We start from the raw sequence: 23,226 nt of genomic DNA on the forward strand, positions 1-23,226 counted from the left end.
GCCCCGCCCTGCCCGCGGCCGCGGCGCGCAGGCTGGCCACGCTGCTGGCCGACCGTTCCGGTGGCACGGGCGGCGGCCGGCGGGGCAGCTCCCCGGACCTGATGGAGCTGCTCCCGCAGTGGCTCGCGGCGGCCAACGCGCACGGGTACGCGGCCCCCGCACAGGCCCTTCCGGCGCTGCTGGACGCGGCCCGGGGCCGTACGGACCTGCGCCCGGCGGCGCTGGCGTTCGCGGGCCCGCGAGCGCTGTGGCTGGCCCGGCTCAACCCGGACTGGCGCTTCGCCCTGCGCTCGGCCCCCGGCGGCGGCGCGGCGCTGCCCGGCCCCGAGGACGCCGAGGCGGTGCGCCGGCTCTGGCAGGAGGGACTGTTCGCCGAGCGGGTGGCCCTGCTGGGCGCGCTGCGCGCCCGTGCTCCCGCGCTCGCCCGTGACCTGCTGGCCGGGACCTGGCCGGCGGAGCGGGCGGAGGACCGGCTGATGTTCCTGGACTCGCTGCGCACGGGCCTGTCCGCGACGGACGAGCCGTTCCTGGAGCAGGCGCTGGGCGACCGCAGCCGCAATGTGCGGGCGACGGCGGCGGAGCTGCTGTCGGCGCTGCCCGGTTCGGCGCTCGCCGCGCGCATGGCCATACGGGCGACCGCATGTGTGGCCGTCGATCGTACGGGGAACTCGCCGGTGACCGTGGTCGAGGCGCCACTCGAGTGCGACTCCGCCATGGAGCGGGACGGTGTGGTGGCCACACCCCCTGCTGGCAGAGGAGAACGGTCATGGTGGCTTGGGCAGTTGGTGGAGGCCGCACCGCTCGGCACCTGGCGGGAGCGGTTCGGCGGCCGGACGCCGCGGGAGATCGTGGCGCTGCCGGTCGCGGACGGCTGGCAGGGCGAGCTGCACGCGGCCTGGTGCCGGGCGGCGGTGCGGCAGCGGGACGCGGAGTGGTCGAGGGCGCTGCTCGGCTCCCCCTCGGCGCCGGAGGCGGGCGGTCCGGGGGCGGTGTCCCTGGCGGAGCGGGCCAAACTGCTGGCCGCGCTGGAGCCGGCGGAACGGGCCGCGTGGGTCGCCGGATTCATCGCGACCCACGGCCTGTCGGAGGCGTTCCAGCTGCTCGGGGTGTGCGCGGTCCCGTGGGCTCCGACGCTGGGCCGGGCCGTGGTGGACGCCCTGAACATCGCGCGGGACGCGGGGAGTTACCCATGGAGCTTCAGCGGCGTGATGGGACTCGCGGAGCGCTGTCTGGACCCGGCGGAGGCCGCCCGGCTGGAGGCGCTGCTGGCGATACCCGACGAGCGGGAGGATGCCGCGCCGGGCGCCGGGGGCTACTGGGCGGAGGCGTTCCAGAGACTCGTCACGACACTGCGGTTGCGTGCGGCGATGGCCGGCGAACTGACGCCGGACGCCGCCGTGGGCACGCGGGAGCCACTGCCCCCGCGCACCGCTGCGCCGACTCAGCCCCCGGAGGCGGCCGGCTGACGGACGTTCTCCCGCACCCACTCCACGATGGACGCGGTCGTCGCCCCCGGCGTGAAGATCGCCGCCACGCCCTTCTCCTTCAGCGGCGGGATGTCCTCCTCGGGGATGATGCCGCCGCCGAAGACGAGGATGTCCTCGGCCTCGCGTTCCTTGAGGAGCTCGATGACCGCGGCGAACAGGGTGTTGTGCGCGCCGGAGAGGATGGACAGGCCGATCGCGTCGGCGTCCTCCTGGATGGCGGTGTCGACAATCTGTTCCGGCGTCTGGTGCAGCCCGGTGTAGATGACTTCCATGCCGGCGTCGCGCAGGGCGCGCGCGATGACCTTGGCCCCTCGATCGTGGCCGTCGAGCCCCGGCTTGGCGACCACCACGCGGATCGGACCGGCTGCCACAACCATCACTGCCTCCATCAAACGACCACGGAAGCGATCGCTTCCGTCCGTAACGACAAGTACCGCACTTTTGGCGCGTTCCGCCACCCGTCGCGAAGTGAACGAACGTTATCTCCAGCATCCCGCAACGGGCAGTTTTACGGTGCGCAGCGAGGGGGAAATCACACGGTGGGACATGAGGGCACACGGGGGATCGAGCCGTCCTCCGGTGTGCCGACAGGAGGTCGGCCATGAAGGTCACCGGGGTACTGCCACTCTTCCTCCCGCTCTGCCGCCGCCTGTGGCCGGGCAGACTGGCCGGTTTGTCCATGGCGCTGCTGAAGGCGACCGCCCTGGAGGCCGCGATCCTGGCCGGGCACCTCCTGCTGTATCCGACCGGTCTGATCCAGGAGCGCCGCACCCCGGAGTTGCCCGCGGGCGAGGGCACCGCGCAACTGCCGGTCCGCCCCGGTCCGCCGGTCGTGCTGCTGCACGGCTTCATCGACAACCGCTCGGTGTTCGTGCTGCTGCGCCGCAATCTGGCCCAGCACGGCAGGCAGCGGGTCGAATCGCTCAACTACTCCCCCCTGACCTGCGACATCCGCACCGCCGCCGAACTGCTCGGCCGGCATGTGGAGGAGATCTGCGAGCGCACGGGCAGCACCCGGATCGACATCGTGGGGCACAGCCTCGGCGGGCTGATCGCGCGGTATTACGTGCAGTGCCTGGGCGGGGACCTGCGGGTTCGCACGCTGGTCACCCTCGGCACCCCGCACTCCGGGACCCGGGTGGCGCCGCTGGCCGACGCCCATCCGATCGTGCGCCAGATGCGGCCCGGCTCGGAGGTGATCGAGGAGCTGTCCCGGCCGGCCCCCGGCTGCCGTACGCGGTTCGTGAGCTTCTGGAGCGACCTGGACTCCCTGATGGACCCGTTGGAGTCGGCCTGCCTGGAGCACGCCGACCTCGACGCGCAGAACGTCCGGGTGACCGGCATCGGGCATCTCGCCCTGCCCCTGCACCCCGCCGTGGCCGCCGGGATACGCGAGGCGCTGGACGCCCCCCGGCCCGGGGACCGCGTCACGGAGGGGCTCACGGTGGCCTGAGCCGGCCGCCGGCGGGGGCTCGAGAGGGCGAGGACAGGGGCGCCGCACAGCCCGCTCACCGGTGACATACGGCCGTCTCACATCGAACACTCATCGAACAAAAGGCCAAGCCCGCATCCCGACGTCCCCGAAACACCGCTGAATGCCCGTTTCCGGCCCACGCGAAACCGGCCGAAGATTGTCACGCCCGTATACCGCCGGGTACTGTCACCGCACTGCTCTGGCAGCCCCTGTTGTCGAGGCGAAAGAGAAGTTGGTGAACGACCGTCACCCGTCGGGGACCATGACCACCCCGGCCCCGGCTTCCGACGCCTCCGCCACGCACTACGCGACGTACGACACCCAGGAAGCCCCGTACGGCGACTTCACCACGCACGGCGGCTACGACGCCACCGGTTTCACGGACGGTTCCGTGACCGCCTCGGCCTTCGGCACGGACCCTCTCTACGGCAGTCTCCCGGGCGGCACGCACAACACGGGCGCCTACGGCACCACGCACTGGCAGAACGGCACCGTCCAGACCTCCGCCTACGGCGCGTACGCCGCGCAGCCGCACACCGCCCACGACTCCGGCGCCTACGACACCACCGCCTGGACGGTCCCCGCGCAGGTCACGGGACACGACGTCAGCGGACAATGGGACGCGAGCGCCTGGCTGCAGCCCGACCCGTCCGGCGGCGCGGACCCCACACAGCAGTGGGCCTGGGGCACCCACACCTTCGACACCGGCGCGTACGACGCCACGCAGTGGAACTCCGGCGAACAGGCCGTGCCGGCCATGCCCGAGCAGACCGCCGAACCGTTCGATCAGCAGGCGACCGCCACGTTCGAGCAGGTCGGCGACCCGCAGGCGACCGAGGCCTTCGAGCAACCGCCCTACGAGGACTCCGCTTTCACCGAGCAGTCCTCCGCCGACGGCGAGTCGGCCTCGACCGGTGAACTGCCTGCCGTCCTGGAGCTGTTGGACGACCAGGAAGAGGTCACCCCGACTCCGGTGAGCCGTGCGGGCTCCCGTGGGGCGGCGCGTTCCCGGCGCCGTACGCCCGCCAAGCGCTCCGCCCTGCTGACCGTCGCCGTGCCCTCGGTCTGTGTGATGGGGGTCGCCGGGATCGCCGCCGCCTCCGTCGGCGCGCTGACCGACGACGGCGGCAAGGACACCACGGCCTCCGCCTCGGACGCCCACGCGGTCAAGCCGTCGGTCGCCAACAGCAAGCTGGACACCCAGCTCAGTACCCTGTCGGCCGGCGCCGACGACTTCGCCGACCGGGCGAGCCGTACGCAGGAGCGGATCGACCTCAAGGCTCAGCAGGAGCAGGACAAGAAGAAGGCGGCCGCGGAGGCCGCGCTCAAGGAGCGGCTGCGCCCCAAGTTCGTGCTGCCGGTCATCCAGAAGGGGCTCAGCGCCTATTTCGGCCAGGCGGGCGTGAACTGGATGTCCGTGCACACGGGCATCGACTTCCCCGTCGCCTACGGCACCACGGTGATGGCCGCGACCGACGGCACCGTCACCACCAAGTGGAACAACGCCTACGGCAACATGCTGATCCTGACGGCCAAGGACGGCACGGAGACCTGGTACTGCCACCTGTCCAGCTACCGCGTGGCTCCCGGTACGACCGTCAAGGCCGGCCAGCCGATCGCCTACTCGGGCAACTCCGGCAACTCCACCGGCCCGCACCTGCACTTCGAGGTGCGGCCCGCGGGCGGACCGGCCATTGACCCCCTGCCGTGGCTGCGCAGCCACGGGCTCGATCCCACGTAACGGTCACGGAAACGGGGCCCCCGCCGAGCAGCGGGGGCCCTTCCCCGTCTACAGCTTCTCCACCGGCGCGTACCGCAGCAGCAGCCGCTTCGGCTTGGTGTCGCCGAAGTCGATCGTCGCCTCCGCGTTCCCGCCCGTGCCCTTGACCGCGACGACCGTGCCGAGCCCGAACTGGTCGTGCGTGACCCGGTCCCCGACGGCCAGCGCGACCACCGGCTTCTCCGCGGTGCGCCGCGTGGCGAACCCGGACGCGCCCGACGCCGAGGAGCGCGAGCGGCTCGAGGACAGCGAGGCCGCGATACCGGACGCCGGGCCGGACGAGACCGGCGCGGCCGCTCCGGTCCGCTTCCACTCCACGTGGGTGGGCGGGATCTCCTCCAGGAAACGGGAGGGCGGGTTGTACGAGGGCTGCCCCCAGGCACTGCGCAACGCCGACCGCGTGAGGTACAGCCGCTCCCTCGCGCGCGTGATGCCCACGTACGCCAGGCGCCGCTCCTCCTCCAGCTCCTTGGTCTGGCCGAGGGCGCGCATGTGCGGGAAGACGCCGTCCTCCATGCCGGTCACGAAGACCACCGGGAACTCTAGGCCCTTGGCGGTGTGCAGTGTCATCAGCGTGATGACGCCGTCGCCGTCCTCCTCGTCCGGGATCTGGTCGGAGTCGGCGACCAGGGCGACCTGCTCCAGGAAGTCGGCGAGCGTGCCCGTCTCGCCCTCCGCGCGCTCCTGCTCGAACTCCAGTGCCACGGCCGCGAGTTCCTGGAGGTTCTCGATGCGGGTCTCGTCCTGCGGGTCGGTGGAGGCCTGCAACTCGGCGAGGTAGCCGGTGCGTTCGAGTATGGCCTCCAGCACGGTCGCCGGTCCGGCGCCGGACTCCACGATCGTGCGCAGGTCCTCCATCAGCGTGTTGAACCGCTTGACCGCGTTGGTGGACCGCGCGGCCATGCCGTACGCCTCGTCCACCCGCTTGAGCGCCTGCGGGAAGCTGATCTTCTCGCGCTGGGCGAGGGCGTCGATCATCGCCTCGGCGCGCTCGCCGATGCCCCGCTTGGGCACGTTGAGGATGCGGCGCAGCGGCACCGAGTCCTCGGGGTTGGCGAGCACCCGCAGGTAGGCCAGGACGTCCCGGACCTCCTTGCGCTCGTAGAAGCGGACTCCGCCGACGACCTTGTAGGGCAGGCCGACCCGGATGAACACCTCTTCGAAGACACGGGACTGGGCGTTGGTGCGGTAGAAGACGGCGACATCTCCGGCCCGCGCCTCGCCCGCGTCCGTGAGGCGGTCTATCTCGTCGGCGACGAACTGGGCCTCGTCGTGCTCGGTGTCCGCGACGTAGCCGGTGATCCGGGCGCCCTGACCGGCGTTGGTCCACAGGTTCTTCGGGCGGCGGGACTCGTTGCGCTCGATGACCGCGTTGGCGGCGGACAGGATGGTCTGCGTGGAGCGGTAGTTCTGCTCCAGCAGGATCGTCGTCGCGTCCGGGTAGTCCTCCTCGAACTGGAGGATGTTGCGGATCGTCGCGCCGCGGAAGGCGTAGATGGACTGGTCCGCGTCACCGACCACGCAGAGTTCGGCGGGCGGGATGTCGTACTCGCCGGGCGGGGTGTCCTCGTCGCGCTCGCCCGTGCCCACCAGCTCGCGCACGAGGGCGTACTGAGCGTGGTTGGTGTCCTGGTACTCGTCGACCAGGACGTGCCGGAAGCGGCGGCGGTAGTGCTCGGCGACGTCCGGGAAGGCGCGCAGCAGGTTGACCGTCGTCATGATCAGGTCGTCGAAGTCGAGCGCGTTGGCCTCGCGCAGGCGCGACTGGTAGAGCGCGTAGGCCTGGGCGAGGGTCTTCTCGAAGCCGTCGGTGGCCTGGGCGGCGAAGTCCTCCTCGTCGATCAGCTCGTTCTTCAGGTTGCTGATCTTGGCGCTGAAGGACTTCGGCGGGAAGCGCTTGGGGTCGAGGTCCAGGTCGCGGCAGACCAGGGCCATCAGGCGCTTGCTGTCGGCGGCGTCGTAGATCGAGAACGACGACGTGAAGCCGAGCCTCTTCGACTCGCGGCGCAGGATGCGCACGCACGCGCTGTGGAAGGTCATCACCCACATCGCGTTCGCGCGCGGGCCGACCAGCTGCTCGACGCGCTCCTTCATCTCGCCCGCGGCCTTGTTGGTGAAGGTGATCGCGAGGATCTGGCCCGGGTGGACGCTGCGCTCGGCGAGCAGGTGGGCGATGCGGTGGGTGAGCACACGGGTCTTGCCGGAGCCGGCGCCCGCGACGATGAGCAGCGGCGAGCCCGCGTGGACGACCGCGGCGCGCTGGTTCTCGTTCAGCCCCTCGAGCAGTGCCGCCGCGTCGATCGCCGGGCGCGGGGCGCCGTCGCGGTAGTAGGCGTCCCGGTCGGGCGGCACGTCGAACTTCCCGCCGAACAGATCGTCCGGAACCGGCTCCGGAGCGTGGTCGTCCTCGGGCGGCGGCGGGGGCTCCTCCTCGTGCCCGCGAGGGGTCTGGAGGTCCGCCAGGAAGCTGTCGTCAAAGAGGCTGCTCATCGCTCTACGAGTCTAGGGTGCCCCACCGACAACCGGTCGCCGTCCCCGGAACATGGCCGGTTCGACGGACGGCCGATCCCCGCGCCACCGGCGCCGATCTGCGCCTCACACTGCGGAAGCGCCTGGTCACGCGTACGTGAATTCGCGCCCAGGTCACGGAAATGTATCGGACATACCTCGCACCAACCTTCACAGAAGACACACGAGTTGGCTAGGTTGCCGCTAGGCCGCACGCCCCCTCTCCGGCGAACCTCGCCGGGCCGCGCGGCCTCCGCCGAGTCCGGCGCGCCCCGCACGGTGCCCGGAGCCGGGGACCCACCGATCCTGGGGTGAATCGGCCGACTCCCGCCCGGGACGACGCCGTAGGGCAACCCTTCCGAAGCACCCGCCCGAACCCGACAGCTAACCCGGTAGGCGGATGTTGGAAGGAGTCGCCTCCCTTGGCGTCGCACCGCAAGCCGCGCCCTGCCGGGTCCCCTGGAGCCGGCATTCGCACCCCCGCCCTCGCCACCGCCGCGCTCACCTCGGTGGCCGTGCTCTCCCAGACCGCCGAGGCCGCCCCCGCGACCGAACACGGCCGGCCCACCCTCGAGGAGATCGAGAAGAAGATCGACGATCTCTACCGCCGGGCTGACTCGGCGGCGGAGCAGGAGAGCCCTGGCAAGCAGCGCGAGAGGGCCGAGGCCCTCCGTGAGGAGGTACGGCGCGCGGTCCGGCTGACCAAGCCCCGCCCGGAGCAGGAGGCTCTGCCTGAGGCCGCGCAGGACTACTTCGACCCCAGCCGGGTGATGAACCGGCTGGCCTCACGCGTGAAGAGCGCGGTCGAACGGCAGGAGGCCGCCAGGAACCTCCGGACCCCGGCCCAGACCCGCGACCGCGGCCATGGCCGGACGGCGGACGGGGGCCAGAACCCGGGCGTGCCTCCGGCCGAGGCGCCGCACGGGACTGCGGCCGGGATGCCGCACGGGCCCGCGACCGGGTTGTCGCACGGGACTGGTGCCGAGCCGCCGCACGGGGTTGCGAACGGGATGCAGCACCGGGGTGCCGCCGGGGTGCCGCGGCAGGCTACGACTACGACCGGGGTGTCGGACATGGCTGCGGCCGGGATGCAGCACCGGTCTGCAACCGGGGTGGCGGGCATGGCCGCGGCCGGAGTGGCGCACTCTGCTTCGGCCGGGGCCCCGCATGTGGCTCCGCCTCAGGTGCGGCACGGGGCGCCGGCTGAGTCGCCGCACGTGGCTCCGGCCCAGGCACGGCACGGGGCTTCCGCTCAGGTGCGGCACGGGGTTCCGGTCGGGTCTCCGAATGTGGCCCCGGCGGCGTCGTCGCATGTGGCTGTGGCCGGGGGGCAGCACTGGGGTCCGGCCGAGGCGCCGCACATGGCTCCGGCCGAGGCGCCGCAGGTGGTTGCGGGCGGGGTGGGGCACCGGGCGGCGGCCGAGGTTGCGGGGTTCGCCCCGGCCGCGTCGGCGAGCAGCGGGACGCGGGCCGAGTCGTCGGCCGACCCGAGGGCCGCCAAGGCAACGGTGCAGAGAAAGCTCGCCTCCGCGCGCGTGCTGCTGGCGCAGCTGACGGCGCGGCAAACGGCCGTCGAGGAGAGCGCGCCGCAGGAGGCCGCGGGCCTCGCGGGCGGCACCTCGAACCTCACCCGGGCCGAGAAGGCCATCGCCTTCGCCCGCGCCCAGATCGGCAAGCCGTACGTGTGGGGCGCCAGCGGCCCCGGCTCGTACGACTGCTCGGGCCTGACCCAGGCCGCCTGGAAGTCCGCCGGCGTCGCGCTCCCACGCGGTACACGCGACCAGGCCGGCGCGGGCAGCACGGTCCCTCTTGCCGACGCCCGCCCAGGCGACCTGGTCTTCTTCCACGACGACATCCGCCACGTCGGCCTCTGCACGGGCGACGGCATGATGATCCACGCCCCCGGCCCGGGCACGTACGTACGTGAGGAATCCGTCTACCACGACGGGGAGTCGACCATCCACAGCGTGGTGCGGCCGAGCTGAGGAGCCGGACGCCTCCCCCGGCGGCCGGCGCTTCCCGAGGGGGGCTCAGTTTCCCGGCCCCGGAGCAAGGCCCTTCCCCGGGGAGCAGGTCCATATCCGGCGAGCGGGCCCTTCTCCGGGGAGCGGGTGTTTTTTCGTGCCCCGCGCGCGTGCCCCGCTCGCCGGGCTCGTGCCACTGCCTAGCATCGGGCGCATGTCCGGCATCCAAGGTCTGCGAGCGTGGTGGGCGGACCGGCCGCCGGCCGCCGGCGCCGCCGTGATGGCGACCGGGATCCTGTCGGTGTGCCTGCACCTGACGGACAACGAGACGGTGTCCCTGGTGGCGCTGGCCATGGCGAGCGTCGCCTGGGTCGCGCTCGCCGCCGACTTCGTCCTGCGGCTCGCCGTCGACCGGCGGCGCTGGGTGGCCGAGGCGGAGAGTCCGGGTGCGCTCACCGCCGTCGCCGCGACCTCCGTGCTGGGCACCCGGTTCGCGGCCCTCGGCTGGCAGACCCTGGCCGAGGCGCTGCTGGTGCTCGCGGCGCTGCTCTGGCCGGTGCTGCTGGTGCTCGTCATGGGGCACTGGAAGCCACGCATGCCGGGCGCGGTGTTCCTGAGTTGCGTGGCCACGGAGGGGATCGCCGTGCTGGCGGCCACGCTGGCCGCCGCCGAGACCGAGGAGTGGCTCGCGCACGCCGCCCTGGTGCTGTTCTGGCTGGGCCTGGTGCTCTACTGCCTCGCCCTGGCCCGGTTCGAGTCACGGCAGGTGCTGGAGGGGGCCGGGGACCACTGGATCGCGGGTGGGGCGCTCGCCATCTCGGCGCTGGCCGGGGCGCGACTGCTCTCGGCCGGGGAATCGATCCTGTACCTGTGGAACGACGACGACCACGGCGTGCTGCGCAACGTGACGGTCGCGCTGCTGGTCCTGGACCTGGCCTGGTATCTCGTCCTGCTGGTCGCCGAGGCGGCGCGGCCCCGGCTCCTCTACGACGTGCGCCGGTGGTCGACGGTCTTCCCGATGGGGATGACCGCGGCGGCCGCACTGTCCGTCGCGACCGCCGTCGGCGTTCCCTGGCTCAGGGGGCCGGGACACGTACTGGTGTGGGTGGCGGTGGCGGCGTGGCTGTGGGTCGCCGCCGGTGCGCTGTACGGGGCCCGCCCCGGGGCGGCCGAGGTGCGCTGAGAGTCAGGCCCACAGCACGGCGATGAAGATGTTCACCGCGGTCAGCCCGCCGACCAGCCCGAACTGCGCCTTGTCGATCCGCTCCTCGTCGCGCCTGACGTAGACCAGCCCGAGGATCACGATGAGCAGCGCCAGCTTCACGCCGATCTTGATGGTGTTGACGTGGTGGCCGTCGGCCTGGTTGAGACCGACCAGGGCCACGCCGGTGACCAGCATGGTCAGCGCGCCGTGCAGCATCCCGGGAACGAAGCGGGCCGTGCCCTGGCCCATCGCCTTCATCTGGGTGAGGAAACCGCCGAGCAGCGCGGCGATGCCGATGATGTGCAGGCCGACGAAGAGATGGATGAGTACGTCCATGGGGCCGGAGCCTAATTCGTTGCCAAGAGCCCTGGGGACGGCAGGGTGCCGTTCCGGGGTGTCCGAGTGGTGAGGGCCGTCACGCCTTGTCGGAGCTGGGCTCGCGAGGCCTCTGGTCGGATCGTGCGGTCGGTCCCTCACGCTCGCGGTGGTGGTGGTCGCGTGGGCGCCGCGCAGATGTCTACACCGCTCGCGGATCTTGCATATATGCGCCCCATAGCACCCCACCCCTCCCGCCCGTCCCACTTTCCGCGCATCGGTCACCACGCTGCGTGAAGGGGGCGACACCAGACCTGCGACGCGGTCACATACCGCCACGACCCGATCCGTCGGAGCCAGTTCCGTACACCGCGTTACCGACTCGTCACAGACGGGCCTAGCGTCCTCCCCCAGGTGACCGGCTCCCCACCGCCGCCCGGGCCAGGGGCGGCAGTCGGCCACCTCCGCCGAGAAAGGCCCGGCGGTGGCGCGTTCCCCCTGTACGGGCCGCCGCCGGGCGTACCGACCGCTAGGGCGTACCAGTCGTACGGAAGGACGTGACGGTCCAGGTGGCAGCGCACCGCAAGCCCCGGCAACGCCCGCTCAGTGGCCATACGGCCCGGGCCGCCGTCACCCTCGCCCTCGCGGGCGCGGCCACCGCGACGGCCTTCGACGGAACGGGGCACGCCGAGCCTCAGCCGACGCCGGCCCAGGTGAAGGCCGAGGTGGACACGCTGTACCGGCAGGCGGAGACCGCCACGCAGAAGTACGACGGAGCGAAGGAGCAGGCGGACGCTGCGCAGCGGCGGGTGAACTCGCTGGCGGACCAGGCCGCCCGCAAGGAGCAGAAGCTCAACTCCGCCCGGGACGCGCTTGGTTCGATCGCGGCCGCGCAGTACCGCGACGGTGGCATCGACCCCGCCTGGCAGCTCGCCCTGTCCAGCGACCCGGACCGGTACCTGGACGACGCCGCGTTCGCGGAGCGGGCCGGTGACCGGCAGGCCGCCGCCGTGTCCCAGGTGCGCCGGCAGGTGCAGGAGGTCGAGCGGTTACGCGGCGCCGCCCGGGTGGAGCTGACGTCCCTGCGGTCACGGCAGGCCGAGCTGCGCCGGCAGAAGAAGACCATCACCGGGAAGCTGGAGGAGGCCCGGCGGCTGCTGGCGCGGCTCACCCCGCAGGAACGCGGCCAGGTCTCCGGTGCCGGCGGCACCGCGCCGGACCGTGCCTCCCGGTCCGCCTCCGACCCCCGGCAGGCACTGGGGCAGGCCGGTTCCGTCGCGGCCCCCGACTCCCGTGCCTCGGCGGCCCTCGCCTACGCCTACTCCAAGCTCGGCAGCCCCTATGTGTGGGGCGCGACAGGCCCGGACGCCTTCGACTGCTCGGGCCTGGTCCAGGCCGCCTACCGCTCCGCCGGGGTCTCCCTGCCCCGCACCACCTACGCCCAGATCAACGCGGGCCGGCGTGTCTCCCGCTCCGAACTCCAGCCGGGCGACCTGGTGTTCTTCTACTCCGGCGTCAGCCACGTCGGCATGTACATCGGCAACGGCCAGATGATCCACGCCCCGAACCCGTCGGCGCCGGTGCGCGTGGCGCCCATCGACGAGATGCCGTTCGCCGGAGCCACCCGGGTGGCCTGAGGGTCCCGCCGGCGCGGGTCAGACCAGCCGTCGCGCGGTGGCCCAGCGGGTCAGTTCGTGGCGGTTGGACAGCTGGAGCTTGCGCAGGACCGCCGAGACATGGGACTCGACCGTCTTCACCGAGATGAACAGCTGCTTGGCGATCTCCTTGTAGGCGTAGCCCCGGGCGATCAGGCGCAGCACCTCGCGTTCGCGCTGGGTGAGCCGGTCCAGGTCCTCGTCCACGGGCGGGGCGTCGGTGGAGGCGAAGGCGTCCAGGACGAACCCGGCCAGTCGCGGGGAGAAGACCGCGTCGCCCTCCTGGACCCGGAAGATCGAGTCGACCAGGTCGGTGCCGGTGATGGTCTTGGTGACATAGCCGCGGGCGCCGCCGCGGATCACGCCGATCACGTCCTCCGCCGCGTCCGAGACGGACAGCGCGAGGAAGCGGACGGGCCGCTCGGCGTCCGCCGTCAACGCCGCGCACCGCCGCAGCACTTCGACCCCGCCGCCGCCCGGCAGATGGACGTCGAGGAGGACCACCTCGGGCCGGGTCGCGGTGATGACCGTGACCGCCTGGTCCACGTCCGCGGCCTCGCCGACCACCTCGACTCCGGTCTCGGCGGTCTGGCCGATCTCCGCCTGCACGCCGGTGCGGAACATCCGGTGGTCGTCCACGAGCACCACCCGTACGTGCCGCCCGCCCGCACCGCCGTCGGCGGGCCGGTCCGATCCGGCCGCCTCCGGCGCTCCCGCCGTGCCGTTCGACTCGGTCGCGTCGCTCATGCCGTCTTCTCCGCCCTCTCCATCTCCAGCTCGACCTCCGTGCCGCCGTCCGGCACCGCCCGCAGCCGGGCCGTGCCGCCGTTGCGCTCCATGCGGCCGATGATCGATTCTCTAACGCCCATGCGGTCGGCGGGTATCGAATCGAGGTCGAAGCCCGGGCCGCGGTCGCGCACGGACACGAAGACCGTCCTGCCCTCGACTTCGGCGTAGACCTGTACGGCACCGCCCTCGCCACCGTACTTGGCGGCGTTCACCATCGCCTCACGCGCGGCCTGCATCTGCGCCGCGGTCCTCTCGTCCAGCGTGCAGTCGCCGACTATGACGACCTCGATGGGCACTCCGTGCTTGTCCTCGACCTCGGCGGCGTTGCGCCGGACCGCCTCGGCGACCGTGTCCGGCTCGTCGGCCTCGTCCTTGCCGGTGCCCTCCGGCTTGTACAGCCAGGTGCGCAGGTCGCGCTCCTGGGCGCGGGCGAGGCGCCGGACCTCGTTCGCGTTGTCGGCGTTGCGCTGGATCAGGGTGAGGGTGTGCAGCACGGAGTCGTGGACGTGGGCGGCGACCTCGGCGCGCTCCTGGGCGCGGATGCGCATCAGGCGTTCCTCGGACAGGTCCTGGGTCATCCGGACCAGGTAGGGACCGGCGAGCAGTGTGATGCCGACGAGGACGGCGAGCGCGGCCTGGAGGACGGCGCCGAGGTGGGCGGCCGAGCCCTGGAGGACGAAGACGGCCGAGACACCGGCCGTGACCAGCACGACGCCGCCCGCCGCACGCAGCAGCGTGAGGGTACGGCGCCGTCGGCCGACCTCGACCCAGCGGGCCCGGCGGGCGTTGTCCGCCTGGCGCCAGACGAGGGCGACGCCGGCCGCGACGAGCACGGCGGGCAGCAGGTACGCCTTGGCCGCGCTGGTCAGGTTGACGCTGCCCACGAAGACCATGGACACGATGACCATGAGGAGCAGCGCGACGATCTGGCCGCGGTCGGGCTTGCGGGCGACGAGTTTGCGGCGGCCGCCCGGCGCGCTCTCCGTGGCGGCCGGCGGCGGCCTGTGCCCTCCGACGCCGCCGACGCCGAGCGGGACGAAGAACCAGAACGCCGCGTACAGCAGTGCGCCGAGTCCGTTGGCCATGAACAGGCCGACGAAGGCGAGCCGGACCCAGATGACGGGCAGCCCGAGATGCCCGGCGAGGCCCCGCGCCACTCCGCCGAGCCAGCGTCCGTCGCTGCTGCGGTAGAGCTTGCGCGGCGGCCGCGGGTCGTCGAGGGGCAGGCTTGCGGCTTCCGGCATGGCATCGATGGTCACACGCCGGGCGGGGCAGGGCATCAGGGTCGGTCCCCGAGACGCCCCTGATCTTCCGCGAGACCGCGTCGGGGGGCCGGCTGTCGCTCCGGTTCGGGCGGGTCTGTGCCGGTCGAACGGTTCCCCGGCCCGTCTCAGGGCCGATTTCAGGGTTCGCCCAGGGTCGTCCCGACTGCCGTCGTGGCGGCCCGGCCGTCACCATGGACGCATGACGGATCACGAGCACGCCGCGACGGGTCCGGGACCCGGCCCCGGCCCGCGCCCGGCTCCGGGCACCGGGCCGACGGATGCCGCGCCCGCCGCGACGGGAGAGACGGGAGCGGCCGGCGACGGCACCGGCACCCGCGCCGAAAGCCCCGACGACAGGAGGCCGGGCCCCCGCCCCGGCCGCCGCCCGCGCGCCGACGAGCAGGAGCCGCAGGAGCCGGACACCGCCGAGGTTCCCGACCGGTTCCGGCGCGACCGCCGGCACAAGACGATCGCGGGCGTGTGCGCGGGACTGGGGCGGCGGACCGACATGGACCCGGTGATCTTCAGGATCACCCTGGCCGTCCTGTCCGCGACCGGAGGCATCGGCCTCATCTTCTACGGCTTCGTCTGGCTGCTGGTGCCGTACGAGGACGACGAGGAGAACGAGCTGCGCAAACTGCTCACCGGCCGGGTCGACGGCCAGGCACTGGCCGCCGTGCTGTTCGCCCTGGTCGGCTGCGGGATCTTCCTGACCATGCTGAGGAACGGCGGGGTGCTGGCCTTCGCCGTGGTGCTCTCACTGCTGCTCGCGGGCGCCGGGTACTGGTCGCGGCGCCGGGGTGCGCCCGATCCCGACCCGCTGGCCGCGCAGGCCGCCGCCGACGCCCCGCCGGAGGCCCAGGCGCCCCCGGTCGTCACCAGCTATCCCTCCTGGTGGAGGGACCCGATCGTCAAGGACGGCACCCATGTCGGCGGCACCGGCTACCTGTGGGGGCCCGGCGACGCCCGCGAGCCGGATCTGCTCTCGGTCGTCGACGTCCGTATGGCCACCCCCTGGACCCACGAGACCCGGCCCGGCTCCATACAGACGCCGCGTCCCGCGCCCCCGAGACCGCGCGGCCCGCGCTGGATCGGCGGCTGGGTGTTCCTGCTGGCGCTGTGCGCGGGCGGCCTGGGCACCGGCCTGACCTGGGACACGCACCCGCTGGGCGCCAGCCTGCAGACCGGGCTCGCCTGTGCGCTGGCGGTCTTCGGCCTGGGCGTCATGGTCAGCGCGTTCCTGGGCCGGACGGGCGCGGGGACGGTGTTCCTGGCGATCGTCACGGCGGCGCTGCTCGCCGGGGCGGCGGCCATGCCCCAGGACATCACCACCCACTGGAAGGACACGACCTGGACCCCCGCCGCGACGGCGGACGTACGGCCCAGATACGACCTGGGCACGGGCCGGGGCACGCTGGACCTGACCCGGGTGCGGCCGGCCAAGGGGCAGACGGTCGCCACGGACGCCCATGTCGGTGCGGGCCGGCTGAAGGTGATCGTGCCGGCCGGCGCGACCGTGCGGATGAACATCGACGTGGGAGTGGGCGACATCCGGTTGCCCGGGCAGAACGGGAAGGACGTGGACGTGCAGCCGGGCAGGCACAGGGATGTGACGCTCGCGCCGGTCAAGGACGCCAAGGACGCCGGGACCCTCGACATGAGGCTCGGGGTCGGAGTGGGAGAGGTGGAGGTCAGCCGTGCTGCGTCATGAGTTCCAGCCCGGGAGGCTGGTGGCCGGACTGTTCCTCACGGCCACCGGTGCCCTCTACGCGGGGGACGCGGCCGGGGCGTGGGAGACGCCGTGGTTCGCGGTCGTCCCGCTGGTGGTGGGCGGCCTGTGCCTGGCCGGCGTCACGGCCGCCGTCACCCGGGGCATACGCGGACGGAGCCGCGCCGAGAGAGGCTAGTGCTGCGACCGGAAAGGTTCACCGGCTCGCGACGCCCGGCACGGCACTAGCGGTAGCCGCCGGCCCGCTGTCGGCGGCGGGCCCGCCAGGCCGCGTCCACGGAGAAATAGGGTGCGCCGGCGAGGACCAGCGGCAGCCAGGCCATCATGTAGATGAGATCGTTGCCGTAGTAGTAGGGGGTCGTCGCCCAGCTCACGGTCAGCCACAGGCTGAGCGAGATCATCGCGCCGCCGAGGGCGGCCAGCCGGCCGAGCACGCCGAGCAGGGTGCCGATGCCGACGGCCAGTTCGCCGAGTGCGATGGCGTAGCCGAAGCCGGCCGGGCTCTTCAGGGCCATGTCGATCAGGGCCGGGACGGCGGCGGAGCCGCGGGCCGCGTGCATGGTCTCGGCGATGGAGCCGGCGCCGCTGGACTTCAGGAAGGCGCTGTTGGTGAGCTTGTCGAGGCCGGCGTAGATGAAGGTGACCCCGAGGAAGACGCGGAGGGGCAGCAGCGAGTAGTGGGTGGCGGTGTCCCGCCAGTCACTGCGGCCGATCAGCCGGGTGGTGTGCGTGTCCGTCCGAATGCCGTGAGTCATCGCTGCCAGCCGCCTTTCACCATCCGGGCCTGCCCTCTTTGGACGATACGTATGACAACGGGAACGGGTTCAACCCTCAGTCGGTGTTTTTAGCGGATTTCGTATCCCCGTGCGGGACACGACGCGGGACATGGTGCCGGGCCGGCCGGGCGGCGATCAGGCGCCGGCCGGTCCCGGCGTGGCTCACTCCGTGACCCGGAGCGTGTACCGGTTGGTCGGCACGCCGGCCGCGGTCACCACCTGGACGTCCACCGAGCCTGGCTCGACATCGGCCGGTACGGGCACGGTCAGGACGGTGTCCGTGGGGTTGCGGAAGCCGCCGGTGACGGGGACCAGCGGGACGTGGACGTCGACCGCGCCGATGCGGACGACCATGCGGGAGAGCCGCTCGGCGGTCTGCGCGCCGGGCGGTACGAAGCCGGTGCCGCGGATCTCGATGTCGTCGCCGGTGCGGATCGGCCCGTCCAGGTCGCCGGGTTCGCGGGCGCGGACCACGGAGAGGATGACCGGGCGGCCGCCCTCGGCGTACTTGCCGGCCAGGTAGGTGGCGGCCGAGATCAGGACGACGACCGCGAGTCCCCAGGGCAGGTCGGGCAGTTGGTCGGGGCGGCGGGCGAGGCGTACGGCGGCGAACAGGAGGGCGACGGCGCTGATGGCGACGTACTGGATGTCGGCGAAGGCGCCCCGGCCGGAGTCGTCGGTGAGCAGGTCGGCGGCGCGCGGCCGGTGGGCCGGTACCTTCTGCAGCCGCTGGGCGAGGATGCGCAGGCCCACCACCCGGCGGACCAGGACGGCGATGCCGCACACCACGGCGAGGACGCTCACCACGCCGGCGCCGCGCGTGAGGTCGAGGCCCGCGATCAGCGCGTCGTGTTCGGCGTGCCGGGAGGCGGCGGCCAGGCGGCCGGCGAGCAGCAGGATCGCGTAGCCCACGAACAGCAGCCAACAGGCGGCGACGGTACGGGAGGTGGACATACGGTGGTCCTCGCCGATCACCGGGGCGAGCGCCCCGCCGCGCGCCCGGTGGAACCGGCAGGCGGCGGTCAGCGCGGCGGCGACGACGAGCGCGGCGAGCAGGGCGGCGGTGCGGGCGGTGGTCCAGCCGGCGCCGATCGCGGTGAGCGCCTCGGCGAGCAGCAGCGCGACGACCACGCCCCACACCACGCACACCGTCCGCAGCCACAGCCGGGCGAGCCACATCTCGCCCTCGGCACGGCCGCGTTCGGCGACGGCCTCGGCACGCTGGGTCAGTTCCTCGGATACCCACTGGCGGGACGCCGAGGCCGAGTGCGCCACGGCCGCGGGCAGGCCCTGCCCGGCCGCGAACTCGTCGCGCCGGCGCAAGAACGCGGCGACGGCCCGCCGGTGCCCCTCCCGGGCGCCGTGCGGGCAGTCCCCGCAGCCGCAGCCGCTCCCGTGGATCCCCTCGGCACCCGTGCCTCCTCTCGCCTCCTGCACCGCCACGCCCGACGCCCGCCTTCCCCACGACATCGCGGCACGGCCGCCGGCCCCTCGGTGAGCCGTTCCGCAGCCGTGCAACTCCCTTGTGTCGAGAGCGAATTGTGCCGTACGGCAGACGGTCCGGGGCGGCGGGGCCGGGGCGTGGCGGGTGAAGTACCGGCCGCAGTGTTGACCCGGCTGCGAGAATTCCCCCATGGCCGAGATCATCCAGCGGGACGGGACCTGGGCCTTCGACGGCAGCACGATCCGGATCACCCCGGGACTGCACCGCTCCGTGCCGCTGTTCCGGCAGACGTACGGGGAGATCTCCGTCCCGCTGGAGGCGGTGGCGGGCGTCGGCTACGAGCCCGAGCGCAAGCGCGGCCGGCTGCGGCTGAGGCTGCGGGAGGGCGCCGACCCGCTGCTGCAGGCCACGGGCGGCCGGCTGCCGGAGGCGGCCGACCCCTACCGGCTGACGGTGGACGCGGACCGCGGCGGGGTCGCGGAGTACGTCGCCGAGGAGATCCGGCACGCGCTGCTCCTCGACCAGGTCCCCAAGGAGCCCACGGGCGCATATCTGCTGCCGGGTCCGCCGGTGCCGGTGTCGGTGCGGTCCTCCGACGGCACGGTCTCCTTCGACGGCGGCCGGCTCCGCATCGACTGGGCCGACACCTCCGACCGGGTCAAGCGCGCGACCGGCCCGCGGATCATCGCGCTCGGCGATCTGGTGCAGGTGGAGTGGCTGCCCAACTCCGGGTACGAGGACGGCTTCCTGCGGTTCGTGACGCGGGAGACGGTGTTCTCCAAACTGCCGCCCGAGCGGGACCCCTACACCCTGGACCTGTGGGGCAGCGTCCGGCGCGATCTGCTGACCGCGCTGGTCGCGGCGGCCGTCACCGCCCGGCTGCCGCATCCCTCCGCGCACGCGGGCGACGGGTACGACGGCCGGGACCGGCAGCGGGCCGTCGTACCGGCGCGGGCCGACCAGCACGACGTGCTGCTGCGGCGGCTGCGGGAGCTCGCGGAGCTGCACCGGGAGGGGGTGCTCACGGACGAGGAGTTCGCGATCACCAAGGCGGCCGTGCTCCGGGGCTTCAGCTGAGCAGGTCGGGTTCGCCGCGGCTGATGTCCTGCCACAGGGGCTGGTAGTTGATCCAGGCCACCAGGTCGCCGCCGAGCTGTTCGCGGGTGGCGGCGGCCTGTTTGTGGTCGATGAGGACGGGCCGGCCGGCCGCCTTGGCCATGAGCTGCACCTGGCAGGAGCGCTCCATGGACAGGAACCACCAGGCCGCCGCGTCCACGGAGTCGCCGACGGTGAGCAGCCCGTGGTTGCGCAGGACGAGCGCCTTGCGGGAGCCGAGCGCGCCGGCGATCCGGCGGCCCTCCTCGGCGTCGACGGTGACACCGGTGTAGGCGTCGTAGAGGGCCACGTCCTCGTAGAAGGCGCAGCTCTCCTGGGTGATGGGGTCGATCAGCTCGCCGAGCGCGGCGAGGGCGCGGCCGTGCACGGAGTGGCAGTGGGCGACGGCGACGACGTCCGGGCGGGCGGCGTGGACCTGGGCGTGCACGGTGAAGGCGGCCTGGTTGACGTGGTAGCGGCCCTCGACGACCTGCCCGTCCTGGTTGGCGAGGACCAGGTCGCTGACGGTGACGTGCCGGAACGGCATCCCGAACGGGTTGACCCAGAAGCAGTCGGTGAACTCCGGGTCGCGGGCGGTTATGTGCCCCGAGACGCCGTCCTCGAACCCGTTCCGCCCGAAGATCCGCAGGGCTCCGGCGAGCCGTTCCTTGCGGTGCCGGCGCTCGTCCTCGACCGAGTCGTGCATCGGGGGCATGGCGAACTGCAGCTGGTCGGTGGGCAGCGGCAGCGGCGGGGTGGGCCCGTGCATAGGTCCTCCAGCGCAGGTAGTGCGGTACGGCCCGGAAGTTACCGTCGGTCAGCCCAAAAGGGCAGAGCTGTTCTGTAAAGATGGCGCACAGGCTCCAAAGGCGACAGGAGATGTCTGGTTTGGGCGGAACACTGGCGGCATGAACTGGGAAGCCTTCACCGCGGCCGAACCCGATGTCGCCCGGACCGTCGAGGAGCGCTTCGGCGCCTTCCGCCACCACGTCCTCGTCACGCTCCGCCGGGACGGCTCGCCGCGCACCTGCGGCCTGGAGGTGGACTTCCGGGGCGGCGAGCTGTGGCTCGGCATGATGGCGGGCTCGCTGAAGGCCCGCGACCTGCTGCGCGATCCGCGTTTCGCGTTGCAGGCGAACCCCGGCGAGGGCACCGGCATGGCCGGCGGGGACGTGCGGATCGGCGGGCGGGCGTACGAGGTCGGTGCGGGCGCGACCAGGACCGCGTACGTGAAAGAGGTGGAACCGCCGGAGCCGTTCCACCTCTTCCGCACCGAGCTGACGGAGGTCGTGAGGACCTTCGTCGAGGACGACACCTACCTCGTCGTCCAGGTCTGGCGGCCCGGGGAGCCGGTGCGCACGCTCCGCCGGACCTAGGGGATCACTCCCACTCGATGGTGCCCGGCGGCTTCGAGGTCACGTCGAGCACGACGCGGTTGACGTCCCGGACCTCGTTGGTGATCCGGGTCGAGATACGGGAGAGGACGTCGTACGGCAGCCGGGACCAGTCGGCGGTCATGGCGTCCTCGGAGGACACCGGGCGCAGCACGATCGGGTGACCGTAGGTGCGACCGTCGCCCTGGACGCCCACGCTGCGCACGTCGGCGAGCAGGACCACAGGGCACTGCCAGATGTCGCGGTCGAGGCCGGCCGTGGTCAGCTCCTCGCGGGCGATGGCGTCGGCGTCGCGCAGCAGGTCCAGGCGCTCCTTGGTGACCTCGCCGACGATGCGGATGCCGAGGCCCGGGCCCGGGAACGGCTGGCGCTGGACGATCTCGTCCGGCAGGCCCAGCTCCTGGCCGACCATGCGGACCTCGTCCTTGAACAGCTTGCGCAGCGGCTCGATCAGCTTGAACTCGAGGTCCTCGGGCAGGCCGCCGACGTTGTGGTGCGACTTGATGTTGGCGGTGCCGGTGCCGCCGCCGGACTCGACCACGTCCGGGTACAGCGTGCCCTGGACCAGGAACTCCACGGCCGGGCCCTCGTCGGCGATGATCTCGGCCTGCGCCTGCTCGAAGACGCGGATGAACTCGCGGCCGATGATCTTGCGCTTCTCCTCGGGGTCGCTGACCCCGGAGAGCGCCTTCAGGAAGCGCTCCTCGGCGTCGACGACCTTCAGCTGCACGCCGGTGGCCGCGACGAAGTCCTTCTCGACCTGCTCGGTCTCACCCTTGCGCATCAGGCCGTGGTCGACGTAGACGCAGGTCAGCTGGGAGCCGATGGCCTTCTGCACCAGGGCGGCGGCCACGGCGGAGTCGACGCCGCCGGACAGACCGCAGATCGCGCGCCGGTCGCCGACCAGCGCGCGGATGGCCTCGACCTGCTCCTCGATCACGTTGCCCGTGGTCCAGGTCGGCTTCAGGCCCGCGCCGCGGTACAGGAAGTGCTCCAGCACCTGCTGGCCGTGCGTGGAGTGCATGACCTCAGGGTGGTACTGGACGCCGTAGAGCTTCTTGTCGTCGTTCTCGAACGCGGCGACCGGGACGACGTCGGTGGACGCGGTGACCGTGAAGCCCTCGGGGGCGGCGGAGCAGGCGTCGCCGTGCGACATCCACACGTGCTGCTCGTCCGGGGTGCCCTCGAACAGGGTGGAGGACGCCCTGGAGACGTGCAGGTCGGTGCGGCCGTACTCACGGGCGCCGGAGTTGTCGACGGTGCCGCCGAGGACCTGCGCCATCAGCTGGAAGCCGTAGCACATGCCGAAGACGGGGACGCCGGACTCGAAGATCGCGCGGTCGAGGCGGGGCGCGCCCTCCTCGTACACCGACGAGGGGCCGCCGGAGAGGATGATCGCCGCGGGGTTCTTGGCGAGCATCTCCTGGACCGGCATGGTGCTCGGCACGATCTCGCTGTAGACCCGCGCCTCGCGGACGCGACGGGCGATGAGCTGGGCGTACTGCGCGCCGAAATCGACTACCAGGACGGTGTCGGACGTGGCGGCAGTGGGAGTCGCTGATGACACGGGGTGCCTTCTGGTGGTCGGGCGGGGGTCTGTGATACCGAGTCTAACGGTGTGGACGGAAGGGGTTCCCCCGAAGTTCGCCGTGACATACTGGCGCCATGCTCCAGCACCCGACCTTCGTCTTTACCTATGGCACCCGGCCCGCCGGCTGCCATGGTCGTGCTGCTTGAGCGAACGCCAAGCGACTTCCCAGGCGCCCCGGGCCGACAAGGCCCGGGGCGCCTGTCGTTTCTCCGGGTTCTGCCGTTCCGGGGCCCTGGCCCTTCCCGACCGAGGAGCCCCGACATGACCACCACTACACCGGAAGCGGCCATCGCCGACGCCCGGGAGCGCATCGACGCGCTCGACGACCGGATCATCGGCCTCGTCCAGGAGCGGATGGCCGTCTCCGCCGTGGTCCAGCAGACCCGTATCGCCTCCGGCGGCCGGCGGGTCAGCCTGTCCCGCGAGATGGAGATCCTCGGCCGCTACCGCGAGGCGCTCGGCAGGCCCGGCACCGCCCTCGCCATGACCCTGCTCGAGCTGTGCCGGGGTCGCATCTGAGTTCGGGCCCGCTCTCACCCGTACGGCGCGTGACCGGCCCGCGCACCGCTTCGTTGAGCGGGGTGTCCGTGCCAGCCAGGGGCGGGCCCGACAGAACCACGCGTGGCTCGCTGGAGCGATGAGGCGTACGGGTCGTGCCGTACGTCGTGGGACCTCGCTCCAGGGAAGTGACCGGACGGCAGGGGACAGCAGCCCGGTCACCCAAGAGAACGGTCGGCTCCGGGGACGCCCGGAGCC

At 72.6% G+C, this 23,226-nt stretch carries 20 protein-coding genes and 1 riboswitch; of the genes, 11 read left to right on the plus strand and 9 right to left on the minus strand.

Features of this window, described 5'->3' with window-relative positions:
• Positions 1 to 1,466: DUF5691 domain-containing protein (locus ACWEN3_RS14885; protein ID WP_452970143.1), on the plus strand; the 1,466-nt coding region annotated here is incomplete at its 5' end.
• On the opposite strand, the gene ACWEN3_RS14890 is transcribed toward ACWEN3_RS14885, so the two are convergent.
• On the minus strand, positions 1,442 to 1,864 hold the full coding sequence (locus tag ACWEN3_RS14890) for a cobalamin B12-binding domain-containing protein (RefSeq protein WP_452970146.1): 423 nt from the start codon (positions 1,862 to 1,864) through the stop codon (positions 1,442 to 1,444). The two genes, ACWEN3_RS14885 and ACWEN3_RS14890, sit on opposite strands and share 25 nt — an antisense overlap.
• Positions 1,865 to 2,088: 224 nt before the next feature.
• On the opposite strand from ACWEN3_RS14890, the gene ACWEN3_RS14895 reads away from it, so the two are divergent.
• Positions 2,089 to 2,940 (plus strand): esterase/lipase family protein, encoded by an 852-nt coding sequence (locus ACWEN3_RS14895; protein WP_452970149.1) that lies wholly within the window; start codon positions 2,089 to 2,091, stop codon positions 2,938 to 2,940.
• Between the two features lie 256 nt (positions 2,941 to 3,196).
• Positions 3,197 to 4,702, plus strand: a complete 1,506-nt coding sequence (locus tag ACWEN3_RS14900; protein ID WP_452970152.1) for a peptidoglycan DD-metalloendopeptidase family protein — start codon at positions 3,197 to 3,199, stop codon at positions 4,700 to 4,702.
• 48 nt (positions 4,703 to 4,750) lie between these two features.
• Here ACWEN3_RS14900 and pcrA read toward each other — a convergent pair whose 3' ends face one another.
• Positions 4,751 to 7,231, minus strand: coding sequence for a DNA helicase PcrA (pcrA, locus tag ACWEN3_RS14905; protein ID WP_452970155.1), 2,481 nt, complete (start codon positions 7,229 to 7,231; stop codon positions 4,751 to 4,753).
• Between the two features lie 262 nt (positions 7,232 to 7,493).
• A riboswitch (cyclic di-AMP (ydaO/yuaA leader) is annotated at positions 7,494 to 7,663 on the plus strand.
• Between the two features lie 755 nt (positions 7,664 to 8,418).
• On the opposite strand from pcrA, the gene ACWEN3_RS14910 reads away from it, so the two are divergent.
• Both ACWEN3_RS14910 and ACWEN3_RS14915 read left to right on the plus strand, forming a co-directional pair.
• Positions 8,419 to 9,234, plus strand: a complete 816-nt coding sequence (locus ACWEN3_RS14910) for a C40 family peptidase (protein ID WP_452970188.1) — start codon at positions 8,419 to 8,421, stop codon at positions 9,232 to 9,234.
• Between the two features lie 193 nt (positions 9,235 to 9,427).
• On the plus strand, positions 9,428 to 10,396 hold the full coding sequence (locus ACWEN3_RS14915) for a tellurite resistance/C4-dicarboxylate transporter family protein (protein WP_452970158.1): 969 nt from the start codon (positions 9,428 to 9,430) through the stop codon (positions 10,394 to 10,396).
• 3 nt (positions 10,397 to 10,399) lie between these two features.
• On the opposite strand, the gene ACWEN3_RS14920 is transcribed toward ACWEN3_RS14915, so the two are convergent.
• Positions 10,400 to 10,753, minus strand: coding sequence for a hypothetical protein (locus ACWEN3_RS14920; RefSeq protein WP_452970161.1), 354 nt, complete (start codon positions 10,751 to 10,753; stop codon positions 10,400 to 10,402).
• A 548-nt stretch (positions 10,754 to 11,301) separates the two neighbouring features.
• Here ACWEN3_RS14920 and ACWEN3_RS14925 point away from each other — a divergent pair.
• Positions 11,302 to 12,369, plus strand: a complete 1,068-nt coding sequence (locus ACWEN3_RS14925) for an NlpC/P60 family protein (protein ID WP_452970190.1) — start codon at positions 11,302 to 11,304, stop codon at positions 12,367 to 12,369.
• An 18-nt stretch (positions 12,370 to 12,387) separates the two neighbouring features.
• Here the strand turns inward: ACWEN3_RS14925 and ACWEN3_RS14930 are convergent, their stop codons facing one another.
• A complete protein-coding gene (locus ACWEN3_RS14930; protein WP_452970163.1) occupies positions 12,388 to 13,134 on the minus strand; it encodes a LuxR C-terminal-related transcriptional regulator in 747 nt (248 codons plus the stop codon).
• On the minus strand, positions 13,131 to 14,456 hold the full coding sequence (locus ACWEN3_RS14935) for an ATP-binding protein (protein WP_452970166.1): 1,326 nt from the start codon (positions 14,454 to 14,456) through the stop codon (positions 13,131 to 13,133). The genes ACWEN3_RS14930 and ACWEN3_RS14935 overlap by 4 nt, the downstream gene beginning before the upstream one ends.
• Positions 14,457 to 14,640: 184 nt before the next feature.
• Here ACWEN3_RS14935 and ACWEN3_RS14940 point away from each other — a divergent pair, with 184 nt between their 5' ends.
• Together ACWEN3_RS14940 and ACWEN3_RS14945 are read left to right on the plus strand one after the other, a co-directional pair.
• The gene (locus ACWEN3_RS14940; protein ID WP_452970168.1) at positions 14,641 to 16,152 is read left to right on the plus strand and encodes a PspC domain-containing protein; all 1,512 of its coding nucleotides are present in this window, start codon (positions 14,641 to 14,643) and stop codon (positions 16,150 to 16,152) included.
• Positions 16,139 to 16,348 (plus strand): hypothetical protein, encoded by a 210-nt coding sequence (locus ACWEN3_RS14945; protein ID WP_452970170.1) that lies wholly within the window; start codon positions 16,139 to 16,141, stop codon positions 16,346 to 16,348. Before ACWEN3_RS14940 ends, ACWEN3_RS14945 begins: the two co-directional genes overlap by 14 nt.
• A 46-nt stretch (positions 16,349 to 16,394) precedes the next feature.
• Here ACWEN3_RS14945 and ACWEN3_RS14950 read toward each other — a convergent pair whose 3' ends face one another.
• Together ACWEN3_RS14950 and ACWEN3_RS14955 are read right to left on the minus strand one after the other, a co-directional pair.
• The gene (locus ACWEN3_RS14950; RefSeq protein ID WP_452970173.1) at positions 16,395 to 16,925 is read right to left on the minus strand and encodes a DoxX family protein; all 531 of its coding nucleotides are present in this window, start codon (positions 16,923 to 16,925) and stop codon (positions 16,395 to 16,397) included.
• A 183-nt stretch (positions 16,926 to 17,108) separates the two neighbouring features.
• Positions 17,109 to 18,389 carry a hypothetical protein gene (locus ACWEN3_RS14955; protein WP_452970193.1) on the minus strand — a complete coding sequence of 427 codons (1,281 nt, stop codon included), beginning with the start codon at positions 18,387 to 18,389 and terminating at the stop codon, positions 17,109 to 17,111.
• Between the two features lie 190 nt (positions 18,390 to 18,579).
• Here ACWEN3_RS14955 and ACWEN3_RS14960 point away from each other — a divergent pair, with 190 nt between their 5' ends.
• Positions 18,580 to 19,467 (plus strand): DUF4429 domain-containing protein, encoded by an 888-nt coding sequence (locus ACWEN3_RS14960; protein WP_452970175.1) that lies wholly within the window; start codon positions 18,580 to 18,582, stop codon positions 19,465 to 19,467.
• Here the strand turns inward: ACWEN3_RS14960 and ACWEN3_RS14965 are convergent.
• Complete coding sequence (locus tag ACWEN3_RS14965) at positions 19,460 to 20,254, minus strand: class II aldolase/adducin family protein (protein ID WP_452970178.1); 795 nt, start codon at positions 20,252 to 20,254, stop codon at positions 19,460 to 19,462. The genes ACWEN3_RS14960 and ACWEN3_RS14965 overlap by 8 nt on opposite strands.
• A gap of 139 nt (positions 20,255 to 20,393) precedes the next feature.
• On the opposite strand from ACWEN3_RS14965, the gene ACWEN3_RS14970 reads away from it, so the two are divergent.
• Complete coding sequence (locus tag ACWEN3_RS14970; protein ID WP_452970180.1) at positions 20,394 to 20,861, plus strand: pyridoxamine 5'-phosphate oxidase family protein; 468 nt, start codon at positions 20,394 to 20,396, stop codon at positions 20,859 to 20,861.
• Positions 20,862 to 20,865: 4 nt separating this feature from the next.
• Here the strand turns inward: ACWEN3_RS14970 and guaA are convergent, their stop codons facing one another.
• Complete coding sequence (gene guaA, locus ACWEN3_RS14975) at positions 20,866 to 22,446, minus strand: glutamine-hydrolyzing GMP synthase (protein ID WP_452970183.1); 1,581 nt, start codon at positions 22,444 to 22,446, stop codon at positions 20,866 to 20,868.
• 285 nt (positions 22,447 to 22,731) lie between these two features.
• Here guaA and ACWEN3_RS14980 point away from each other — a divergent pair, with 285 nt between their 5' ends.
• A complete protein-coding gene (locus ACWEN3_RS14980) occupies positions 22,732 to 22,989 on the plus strand; it encodes a chorismate mutase (protein WP_452970185.1) in 258 nt (85 codons plus the stop codon).
• The last annotated feature ends 237 nt before the right edge of the window (positions 22,990 to 23,226 follow it).

The organism is Streptomyces sp. NPDC004561 (genome assembly GCF_053602155.1).